This window comes from Mesomycoplasma conjunctivae (assembly GCF_000026765.1).
Taxonomy (GTDB): domain Bacteria; phylum Bacillota_I; class Bacilli_A; order Mycoplasmatales; family Metamycoplasmataceae; genus Mesomycoplasma; species Mesomycoplasma conjunctivae.
The window spans coordinates 553360-564239 of the sequence record NC_012806.1 but is presented as its reverse complement, the minus strand read 5'-3'; the positions used below and the strand labels follow the sequence as shown (position 1 = coordinate 564239).

General features: G+C 29.7%; 10 protein-coding genes. 9 read left to right on the top strand and 1 reads right to left on the bottom strand.

Features of this window, described 5'->3' with window-relative positions:
- The first annotated feature begins 23 nt into the window (after positions 1-23).
- Genes MCJ_RS03735 through MCJ_RS02265 form a run of 8 tightly spaced genes read left to right on the top strand, consistent with a single transcriptional unit; the run spans position 24 to position 7328 of the window.
- Positions 24-2798: a collagen-like protein gene (locus tag MCJ_RS03735; RefSeq protein ID WP_012751688.1), complete on the top strand. Its 2775-nt coding sequence runs from the start codon at positions 24-26 to the stop codon at positions 2796-2798.
- A 7-nt stretch (positions 2799-2805) separates the two neighbouring features.
- Positions 2806-3345 carry a hypothetical protein gene (locus MCJ_RS02295; RefSeq protein WP_012751687.1) on the top strand — a complete coding sequence of 180 codons (540 nt, stop codon included), beginning with the start codon at positions 2806-2808 and terminating at the stop codon, positions 3343-3345.
- Positions 3332-3766, top strand: a complete 435-nt coding sequence (locus MCJ_RS02290) for a hypothetical protein (RefSeq protein ID WP_012751686.1) — start codon at positions 3332-3334, stop codon at positions 3764-3766. Before MCJ_RS02295 ends, MCJ_RS02290 begins: the two co-directional genes overlap by 14 nt.
- Before the next feature lie 9 nt (positions 3767-3775).
- Positions 3776-4282 carry a phage tail tube protein gene (locus tag MCJ_RS02285; RefSeq protein WP_012751685.1) on the top strand — a complete coding sequence of 169 codons (507 nt, stop codon included), beginning with the start codon at positions 3776-3778 and terminating at the stop codon, positions 4280-4282.
- Between the two features lie 3 nt (positions 4283-4285).
- Complete coding sequence (locus tag MCJ_RS02280) at positions 4286-4612, top strand: hypothetical protein (protein ID WP_012751684.1); 327 nt, start codon at positions 4286-4288, stop codon at positions 4610-4612.
- 11 nt (positions 4613-4623) lie between these two features.
- Entirely contained in the window at positions 4624-4926 is a 303-nt protein-coding gene (locus tag MCJ_RS02275) for a Gp15 family bacteriophage protein (protein ID WP_041594525.1), read from the top strand.
- A complete protein-coding gene (locus MCJ_RS02270; RefSeq protein WP_012751682.1) occupies positions 4917-5828 on the top strand; it encodes a hypothetical protein in 912 nt (303 codons plus the stop codon). Before MCJ_RS02275 ends, MCJ_RS02270 begins: the two co-directional genes overlap by 10 nt.
- 3 nt (positions 5829-5831) lie before the next feature.
- Positions 5832-7328: a hypothetical protein gene (locus tag MCJ_RS02265; RefSeq protein WP_012751681.1), complete on the top strand. Its 1497-nt coding sequence runs from the start codon at positions 5832-5834 to the stop codon at positions 7326-7328.
- A 22-nt stretch (positions 7329-7350) separates the two neighbouring features.
- Here the strand turns inward: MCJ_RS02265 and MCJ_RS02260 are convergent, their stop codons facing one another.
- Complete coding sequence (locus MCJ_RS02260; RefSeq protein WP_041594524.1) at positions 7351-7794, bottom strand: hypothetical protein; 444 nt, start codon at positions 7792-7794, stop codon at positions 7351-7353.
- 29 nt (positions 7795-7823) lie between these two features.
- Between MCJ_RS02260 and MCJ_RS02255 the strand changes: the two genes are divergently transcribed.
- The gene (locus MCJ_RS02255; protein WP_012751679.1) at positions 7824-10880 is read left to right on the top strand and encodes a hypothetical protein; all 3057 of its coding nucleotides are present in this window, start codon (positions 7824-7826) and stop codon (positions 10878-10880) included.

The following is a 10880-nucleotide window of genomic DNA, read 5'->3' as shown; positions in this document are numbered from 1 at the left end:
TATTTATTTAAGAAAGGAGTTCAATGTCATATGCTAGTATAGACCCAAGAAAATATCGTGAACCTTTTTTAATTATCAAAATTAAAAAGCAAGTTGACCAAGGAGTCCAGGAATCTATTAAATATTTTTCTAAGACTATCTTTGGCCACATTGTAAGAGACAAAGATTTACTAGCAAATGGAATGGTTAGAGATGAGTGAGATATTTTAATTATTAAACTTCTCAAAACCGATTTCAATATTGAGACCGATGATTATGTTTTTCGAGCTAATGCTGTTTATCGGGTGACATCAATAGATACTGATTTATTTAATGTTCAAGAGCAAAAAATAGTTGTTAAATATGCAGGCGAGTTAAAAGAATTTACCGATTTAGCAAATTATGTAAACAATGTAGTTCAAGATCCTAGTTTATCCCAAGATCTCAATTTAGGCATTAGTCCTAGACAATTTCGCCAGGGCTTAGATGAAAAACAAAATAGACTTCCTTTAACTAATGGATTTAAATTAATTAATGTTGAAGAAAACCAAGTTAATTACCAGGATTTACCACTTAATGATGGTGATATTAAAAATTGGAATCAAAAGGTAGATCCAAGCCAATTGTTAGAATTGAGGCAAAATTTAGAGCAAAATATTTCCACTTCTGAGCAAAATTTGCAAAATTTAATTACTCAAACAGAGACTAATTTAAATAAAAATATTACGACTACTAATAACCAAACAAGTCAACAATTAATAACTAAAATTGACTCTGAAGCTCAAAAAGCAAGTGCTGCTTTAAATTCATATAAGCAAGAAAATAGTACTAACATTGATGTTATAAAAAATGAATTGGTGGAAAGTATTTCTAGTAATCAAAGTGAGCTTAAATTGCTTATTAATGAAAATATAAAAAATATTAGTGCTAATAAAGAACTAATTAATAATAAAGAGCAAGAACTCAATAGTAAAATTGATACTAAGCAATCCTTATTGTCAACACAACAGTTAAACAATTCAAGTTTAGACCATAATTTATTTTTAAAAAATGAAAATCTTTTACCTTATGCTACTAAACAAGAATTAACAAGTACTACTGAGCAACTTAAAACTAATTTTGATGAACAATTACAATCAAAAGATGACAAATTATCACAATTAATCGCAAATAATACTGCATCAATTGAAAATAAAAGTCAACAACTAAATAACTTAATTGAACAAACCAAAAGTGAATTAAATACTAAAGTAGCAAGTAAGCAAGAATCCCTATTACAATCACAATTGGCTAACATAAACTTAGATCACTCAATATTAGTTAATAAAAGTGAGCTTGAAAATTTAGTTAAAAAAAGTGATATTGAAGAAATTAAAGCTCAATTATCAGAGGTTGGAGCCTCAACTTTGAGTCCTCAAATTAACACAAAAATTGGACAATTAGAACAAGAAATTACTACCATTAAACAAAATCGAGTTCAAGGTATCCAAGGTGAAAGAGGACTTCCGGGAGCCCAAGGTCCAAAAGGAGACAAAGGAGATCCAGGAGAACGTGGAGCTACTGGAGCCCAAGGGCCAAAAGGTGACAAGGGAGATCCTGGACTATCGCTTACTTGAGATGAAGCTAAGAAAAGCGAGGTTGCAAGTGAACTACTTAGACAACTTGAACAATCTAATAATTCCCCTTATAAAAGAATTGATTGGGAAAATACAGCTTTTAAGTGAAGACATCAATGGACAGCTGTTAACAATCAAACTCGAGTGCTTATAATGTGGCCTTATACAACTCTGCAATGAAAAGCAATTTTTGCCCAAGCTAAAAGAGAAAACAAAGCTCAAGAATTAGCAACTAAAATTGCCAATGCTAAAAAAAGTGATGATCCAGTTAATAATTCTTGAGACAAGGATTTAACTAATATCCCCCATCTTATTATACTTGGATCAGAAAGAGAGTTCTATAGCGATCCAAGAAGTAATAAATTTTTAGAGCAAATAGCAATTGATATCACACCTTATAATGCCAGTTCACAAACTGCTATTGAAAAAATTACAACCTTTATTAATTCATATATCTTACCTGATGATCTCAATATTACTTACTTACCACATTTAAGTATTTCCTTACCAGACTCACAAGTTGAAGCATATTTTCAAAGGCATAGAGCAGAGTTTAAAGGAGAAAAAGGAGAACCAGGAGAACGTGGAGAAAGAGGACCTCGAGGCGAGCGAGGATTAACTGGTGCAACTGGTCCAAGGGGATTAGTTGGTCTAACTGGTCCAAGAGGAGAAACTGGTGCAACTGGCCCCAGAGGAGAACAAGGCTTACCAGGAAGTGATGCCAACTTAAATTTTAGTAATTGGTCAACTTCTTTTACATATTTGAATACCAATGAACAAAATATCAATGTCCAAAGGGTTAGTGATACTTCTAATTATCAAGGAACTAGTGTTTCCTGACCTTCTGTTAGGCTGACTAATAATGATAATACTATACAGATGGTACAAAATTATAAATTGATTGTAAAGCAAAATCATTTGAGTTCTACAAGTAATAGGAGTGAAATTTGAACATTTGACTTTTGAGAAAATGGTGACAATAAGTACAGTGTTAGTGATGCATACGAAAAAATTACTCAATCAAAAGTTTGGCAAAAAGACCATGATACTTTTATAGTTACTTTATATGCTAACCCTGAGGGTAGCGGCGTCAACTTATCTTATGAGGCAGTAAAAATTTATGATGCTAGCTATCCAAGGTGGCCAAATGTTAGCTTCCAATATCGGTGAGTGGTTCGGATTTTAAACATTACAAAAAGGTAATTAGTTAATGAAAATTGAGCACAAACTCGAATGAAACAAAAAATTACTTGAGAATATCCCTAAATTAGCACAAACTTCTCAGGCTAGTAGTTTTTTAGAAAAACAAGCTTCCAAATTTAAAAACAGAGTTGTTGAAATTGTACCCGAAAATTTAGGACAAAGGAAATACTCTCGTACCCCTCTTAAAAATGCTATTACAATTAGTGGGACTAAACCCGCTAAATTAAGAGTTGGTGGCAAAAGTATTCAAAGCTTGCAAATAACAGTGGGTTTAAAACCAGCTAAAAAAGAATATATTTATGCGCTTGCGGGAAGAAGAATTAGAAAGCCTTTTGCCAAAGATGCACGAAAAATTAGGAAATTGTCAAAGCAAAAAGAATTTAATATCAACAAGCATTACATTACTTATAAATATCAAAAACCAACTGCTAAATCTGCACCTTTTGCAAGAGTTTATAACAAAAGGGCTCAAAAAATGTTTAATAAAGAATTTGAAGACTTAGCTAAAACACTAATTAATGATTGGGATAAAAATGGAATTAAATAAATCATTAGAACATCAGGTAGCAATTGATCTTTATAATGCTATCACTCAAAAAATCGGAGTTCAATTACCTTTTTGGTACCAAATAAACGAGCAAGATCGCAACCGAGCAATTGTTATTGAAAACAGTAATAATGAAAATATATTTCCAATTTACTATAATCAACAAACCTTTAACATTAGTCTAAAAATTTCTTATATTGATAATTTGGAACATAGTAAAAAACAACTTGATAATGCCAATTTAATAACACAAGCGCTCCAAGAAATAAATAAAGGTAATAATTGGCGATTATTAACAAAATTTATCAACAATAAAATAGTGTATTCAAAAAACCAAAATTATCATTTAAACAATTTTTATTTTGATGTTGTTTCCCAAACTTATCAATGGGAAGTCGATTTATTTATAGAAAAAATTTAGGAGGAATTTATGTTAGCAACCAATTATGTAGCTAGTTTATACATTGCTTTAGCGCCTGAGCACAATAGTGCCAAACAATTCAAACCTTTAGTCAATATCAAAGAATTAAAGAATAATTTTTCTACTAAAAAAGAGGACAAAAATTATTTTCATAATAAGGGATCAACAACTAGCATTGTCACCGGAACAACCTTGTCGTTATCAGTTTCAATTGACATAGATTTTAGCAATGATTTACATGTTTATCTTTTAAGCCTTATCAAAGCTAGTGATCCATTAAAATTAAACAACCAACTTATTAAGTTAATTATTCAAGACACCAATACAACTAATACTAATAAGTTATCTACTGTAATATCAGGGAAAGCCTCTTTTGGTATGAAAAATTATTTACCAAGTGGTAATGCTGATGAAATTATTAAATTAGATTTTGATATCTTTCCACAAGATAATAGTTTCACCATTGAAGAAAAACTTGTAGATGAGCAAACCTTAAGAACAATTTTAGGAGAATAATTTATGACTACATATACATTAAAAACTAAACTTAACAAATTTGAACCTTTTTTTGTTGAGATAATCCCTGGATTTAAATTGAGAATGCGCAATGATTTTGGTAGTCTTATTGAATTTGAAGAGTGGCGAAAAGATCATAATGAAGACGATGATATTAAAAATATTTTGCAAAAAGATTTTTTAAAAATCTTATTTGGTAGTGAGGCTAGCAAAGCACTAGAATTTTTAAAAAAGCAAAATTTACAAAATGTTATATCTATCATGTCAGAAATTATTACTATTTGAACTAATCATAATTTTAACAATGGTGGCGAGCAAACAAAAAAGTAGCAAAGCAAATTTTGGATTATCAGAAAGATTTGGGTGCAATATTTGCTAATTTCAAAACTTTTTATTACCTAGATCCAAAAAATGTTTTAGATCTACCAATTAATTTATTTTTTGATTATTTAACACATCTTCCAGAAAATGCTAGCATCAAACAAATAATGGCATTAAGAGTTGCTAGTGAGTCCGATTTACCAACTAATGAATTAAAAAAGATGAAAAGATTTTATGATCTGGAAGATGTTAATTTGAATCAAAAAAATAATCAGGAATTAATTATGTTTGCACAAACTTTAGGAGGCAAAAAATGGCATTAGGGAAATTAGTTTTAAAAATTTCTGCTGTATCAGATCAATTCGATAAAGAGATGGAAAAAGTGTCAAATAGAATCAAAGATCAAGTCCAAAACTTTAAAAAACATTTCAATGGCTTAGCAATAACATCTTTTATATTTAAAGGAGCAGATGCTGCTATCAATGAATATCGTGCCAAAATGCAATTATTAAGTAATTTTGGTTCCTTTGGTCTTTCTCAAGCTGAAGAGCTTACCAAAATTAGTGATGCTTTTGAGCGAATAGGTTATTCTGCTGATGTTGCTAATCAATCTTTTTTGGAATTTGTGACAACTGGTAGTATTAAGAAATTAAAAACTATGGGGATATTTTTAGATGCTAATACTTCACAAAAGCTTCGTAATGCTTCTGCACAAGAGCGGCTTAATTATGTTTTACGTGAAGGTATGCAAGAGTATCAAAGACAAGCGGCCGCTTTACCAGAAAACATTAGAACTCTTACCGAATTTAAAAAGGAGTCAGAAGACTTACAAAAGAATTTGGGAATGTCTTTTTTAAGCGCTCTAACAAATATAACCAAAGCTTTTGGTGGTCTCCAAAATGCCATGAAAATCGCCATTGCAGCTTTTACAGCTTATAAAATGGCAATGATAATAGGAAATGTTGCCATAGCAGTTTCTAAGGCTTTAGCTATGGGAAGTATATTTTCTGCCCCGATTGCTTTTGCTATGGGAGCAGCCGCCCTTGGTAGTTTATTAGCCTTAGGAACTGGAGCTGGTTTAGCCATTAGTAGTATCGGAAGCCCACCTGGTGATAATGCTGATGCTGATGCCAATAAAATTCCGGTGGCAGTACAAGTTGATATTAAAAATGATAAATATGATGCACCAAATCATACAAAGAAATATAATCAAGGAACTTATTAAATAATGCTTATTAAACTATTAAATAAAGATGTAAAAATTGAAATAAATGGTAGCAGCAAGTGAGCTTTTGCTAATCGTATGACTTATAAAAAACATCTTTTTAATCCAACAACTATTACACTACACAACTTAATCAGTAAGCAAAGATTGCAAACAAACCAACATTTTACTAGCTACGATAAAATCGATACCTTTACAAATATTACCTTAAAATCTGCTGATGATCAAGTAATATTTTCAGGACTTATTGAATCTCAAGGTCGGCTTTCATTGATGCCAAATAAATTTAAAGATCAATCAATAATAGCCTATGATAATCGTTGATGATTGTCCCATATTGAACCGCCTGCCATTGAATGAGTAAAAGTTGATGCAAGAGAAGCGCTAAATGAATATATTAGTTTATTAAATGAGCCAAAAATCAAATTGCACAAAATTGATTTTAAACCAGGTTTGAAAATAAATGCTTATAACACCACAAATAAAACACCTTTTTCTGTGCTTAAATCATTTTTTGCCCCTTATACTAATACGCATGTTGTTTTTGAGACAAATAATGCAGGTGAGCTATTAATTTCTTTTTTGAATCCCCAAGAAATGAAAAAGAATAAAACTATTATCAATAATGAAAATGTTAAAAGTTTATTTATAACTGATTTACAAATTGATAAAAATAGTTTTCAATATGCCAATGTATTACGCACTGAATCAACCAATGTTGTAGGTAATCTAGGTCAAAGGGACATTTATAATTTACACCCATTAGAAAATAAAATTGCCTTGAGCTCGCCAGTTGCAAATATTGAAAGAAATAGTGAACAAAACTTTTTTTGAAATTGAAAAACAAAGAAAAAAAATCATTTAATTATTATCAATAAGGATGAGGTAAAAAATACTTTAAAATGACATTTAGCATATGAATTAAATAGTAATCTTTTGCAAGTAAATCCTGAATGAAAACGTGAAGAATTTAACCAAGTGTTTATTTCTTATAGCAAATATAATCGGCAAGCAATCCAACTTGAAAACAAAAAAGAAATTAACCACATTGCCAAAATTAGTGGATTTAGTGGAAGAGTGTTTTATTGGGATAAGTACAATGACATTACAACCACACCAGAGTTGGCCTCCCGCGCCGAAGAACAATTAACACACTCTTCCGGCTCTACTTATGATTTGGTAATTTCTACTAGCAAAGTCAATTGAGATGTTGGAGATTTTGTAGAATTAAAGATTAATTCAATAGCTGATGGTGTTTACATTATTCTTGAATTAGAAGGTAGCTTAGACATCTCCAGCAATAACCACAACATTACTTACAAACTTCGGAATACATCCAACGGCGAAACTGCACTCAACTTTTATGATGAGCAAAGTTATCGTGATATGCCACAAAAATTAAATAAGGAACCATATCAAACTAATTCAATTATTTACGGTAATATCAAAGTAGACACCTTAGTAAAAAGAACAAAAAAAATACCTAGAAATACTAGGTAAATAAAAATTGAATAAAGTTTTATTACTTTTTAATTTTAGCCAATTTATTAGAAATTGAAGGGATAGTCACAATTGATAAAGATAAGCTCAAAATACTAAATATTGACATTAAAGATATAAAAATATTTTTACTTGCTATTGAGCTGTTTAGTGAATTTGATTTCAAATTATCATAAACATCAAAAATATTAAATAATTTAGAATCAGTATCTTTTGCAAAATCAATTAAATTTTGATCTTTAACATCAATAGCCTTAACCCCTATTCTTGCAATATTGGTCAAAATATTATTATATAAGTTGTTAAATTCTTTATCATTTTGTGCTAGGAATTTATCATCCAAAAAAGCCTTATTAATGCTATTTGTTCCAATAATATTTTGTGGTAGAGATCCTAAAATTAAAATGACAAATAAAACTAAAAATAAACTAAAAAAAATAATAGGTAATAATTTTTTAAATTTCATGTAAAAAATTATAACATCAAAGGAGATAAATGAAACCATTAAAGCAAGCCAAAAATGACAAAACTACAAGTTGAGTGCGCGATGTATTTAACTATATCACAACCCCTCATGATAAAATCGATGATCTTTTAACGTATAAACCTTTTGATTATGGAAAAGTTCCAACATTACCAAAACCTGGAATTTCCTACAATGTTAGAAATTTAGTTGATAAATATCCACGTCCTTATGAAATTATTTTTGAACATTTCTTAGAGGATTTTAAAAAGGAACTAAACAGAGGTGTTATTAGTAAGAAAAATTTACTAGAGTCAATTAAAACCTATACTGTAATCAAAAGTTTTTATGGTTATAATAATTGTTTACAATTTATAAAATTTGACCATGATAACTCAACATATTATGCACAACTTGTTTATATAGACATATATAACCGACAAGAACCAGATTTACAGATTAAAGCCTATTTTAAAGAATACTCAGAAGGTGAGGCAAGACTTGGTGAACCCTTAATTCTTGAACAAACCAAAAGTGGGCAAATAATAGTTCTAGAACGTTATTATGACTATGAAGAAGTAAAAGTTCAGGTAGACTATTATCCAAGTATTGCTTATCGTCCAGTTGATCAAGAGGGAGAAATTACAGAGCGAACCCAGAAAGTAAAAGTTGAAAAGTTAAGATTTGTAGAATATTCCATCACTATAAGATCAACAATAATTGACTATTTCCCTACACTAATCGCTGGAGTTTTTGATGTTCGTAGTTTTAAAATTGTAGGCAATATTGAAGATTATGTAAATAATTATGACGAAACACTTCAATCATACGATACCACACAAAATGAAAAAGAGGATTTCCCAATATTTGATTTTAAAAAAATAGATTTAAGAGAAAGTGTTAATGTAAAACATACTTATTCTATACTAGTACATACACACGATAACAAGCTTTGATATGCTACTTTTGTCATTGGCTACAATAGAAGAAATAATGTTGAATACAACACACATGGATATATTAAATTTAATGATGTAAATCTAGGTGAGCCAATACAACTTACTAATTTAAAAATATTAAAATTAACAACAGGTTTTTATTCTATTGAGGAGCAAAAGAAATTACTTTATAATGCAACTATTTTAGGTGAATTAGATACTGAAATTCTAAACAAAAAAGATTATTTAATAGATACTAAAGGTTGATTCCCTAAAATAACAGAAGTTAGCCAACTAAATCAAATAAGTTATTGGTATGCAAGATTAAAAAATGAATTCGAACAAAATGTCACTTTAATAAAATCATATTTCCTTATAGATAGAGTTAATGGTAGAGATAGTCTAAGGTTATCCGATAGTGCAACAAAGGTTGTAGACAATATCAGTAAGGATTTAAATAAAGATTTTAGTGAACTATTTAAACCTTATAGAGAAGTGTTCCAAAATCGTTTTTTATCAAAATACACTTTTGAAGAAAAAACAATTAGAGTAAAAATTTTTAGTTATAACTTTATTGATCCTAATAAATATAGCGCAGAATACTCATATTTAGATTATGAATTATCCGATGAAGATTTGAGAAACATTTTTAGTAAGTCAAAAGTAAACATTAGTGCAAAAGTTGAAGATTTTTACTTTGACAAAGGGATTAAGTTTAAATTAGCTTTATATATTAATGGCAAAAAACATAGTGAGAAAGTTTTAGATTTTAAAAAATACGAAAGAATATTTTTTGATATTCAAGTTAACTTAAAAATGTACTATCAACTAGGATTGTCTAGACTATTAAATTCTACTTTTTCACTTAGTGGAATCTCAGATGACAAAAATAAAGAAGTTGATTGAAACTTAGATATTAAAATGCCTAATGTTGAAAAAGTTGGTGATATTAAAGTTTTTGATGGCAATAAGTTTTTTGCAATTTTAAAAATTGAAGGACAGTGAGGAATTTATCTTTTTGATAATAATTTAAATTATAAAGACGGAATTTTAGCGGCTCGATCTCCTCAATTAGTCCACAAAGTAAACAATGTCCGAGATGATGAGAGTGTCAAGCTGTTTGGGATAGATTCTTTTAACTCATTTGTAAATATTCCATTTTATGCATATGATCGCAAAATTGGTGCACTAATTTATGATTTTGATAAAAGTAAATTCTTTACCAATATTTGAGATTTACCAAGAAATTATCAAATCTATTCCCCTTTAATAGCAATTAAGGAGGAATATACAAATAAAATTTTACTAAGTCAACCAAAAAGTGATGGTGGGCTCAACTATGCTTGAATGAATATTATTTTACCTAACCATTATTTCGAAGCCGATGTTACAGCTAGTGTGTTTTCAAGAGCAAGCACTGACATCCGTGAAAGTGCAGTATTTTCAAGATTAGACGCTAATAACAAAGAGATTAGTATTGAAATGCAAAATACATTTTCTAATGGTAGAACTGCATTTATGCAAGGTCATATGAACGCATGGGCATTATCAAGTGTAGTTGATAATCATCAAGTAAAAAATTACACTCTCTATGATAACAATGGGCATGTAGCAACGAGTCTTAATTATCATAACATAAGAAAAAAATTTAATCAATTACAAACAACTACTGTAGCAATGTCCTTTTTTGTTTACGAGGGACTTTTACCAAATCATGATACAGCGGGAAGATGAGCAGAAGGCCTAATAAATTATAAAAAATTTGATAACTTAAAATTTATTGATTACAAATATGATATTTACAAAAATGGCGTAAAATCAGAGACTATTATTGGCAAATTAGACCGTGATAAAATGGAAATAGAGAATCATATTTTATGGTTTGATATGTGTGAGGAAATCTTTGGACAAGATCCTAATGCTGAATACGAAATTGTCGACTTACAAATAGGCGAGCAAGCTACTAATAATTGAAGAAGGTTTAAATTAGTAGATGCTGATCCAAAATGGAAAGGTACCACTCCTTACACCTTAGGTGGTCGTATTGGTATCAGAGTAAGTTTGGATCACGAATGAGATGTCGAGGAAGAAAAGCGACGTCTTGCAGCAACACCAACACATTTAAAATGAGCAGGGGATATGGATTACTAA